The sequence below is a fragment of the Brevundimonas sp. UBA7838 genome, from assembly GCF_002500885.1.
Lineage (GTDB): Bacteria > Pseudomonadota > Alphaproteobacteria > Caulobacterales > Caulobacteraceae > Brevundimonas > Brevundimonas vesicularis_C.
Window position 1 is genome coordinate 16,860 of the sequence record NZ_DLTK01000150.1, and the last position, 552, is coordinate 17,411.

Consider the following 552-nt stretch of genomic DNA (forward strand, 5'->3'; position numbering starts at 1 on the left):
GCCGCCATAGAACAGCGCCAGACCGGGGAGGGTCATCAGCAGAACCAGGGCGGTCGAGGTGCCGAGCCATGAGGCGCCGGCGCTGTCCAGCTCAAGCGCGGCCTGGTGGCCGAGCAAGGCGGGCGCGGCGTCCTGCGCATTCGCCGCGCCGGCAGCCATCAGACAGAGTGTGGGAAGTAGGAGCGCAGCCGCTCCCGTAAGTCGTTTCGTGGTCTGCGACATGAGCTAGTACCCCCTATGCAATCTCGCAGTTGCGAAGATTTTACCGCATTTGCGATAGGCGCAAGGGGCTAGACCGTGAACGGCGCAACTTTCTTGCAACGGTCATGGAGAAAAAGAACAGGGCCGCACGATCTTGCGATCATACGGCCCTATGACAGATTGTGTATGCCGAAAAAGCCAAGCTCAGCGGCAGGATTTTCAGCTTCAGTTTAAGCCGTCAGGCCCAATGCATCTGCACCCGATGCGCGGCCGCCCAATGGATGGCGCGGATGGCGTCGATGACGGCTTCGGTCGCCGCACGCGTGCCCAGCGCGCCGCCCAGGTCGGCCG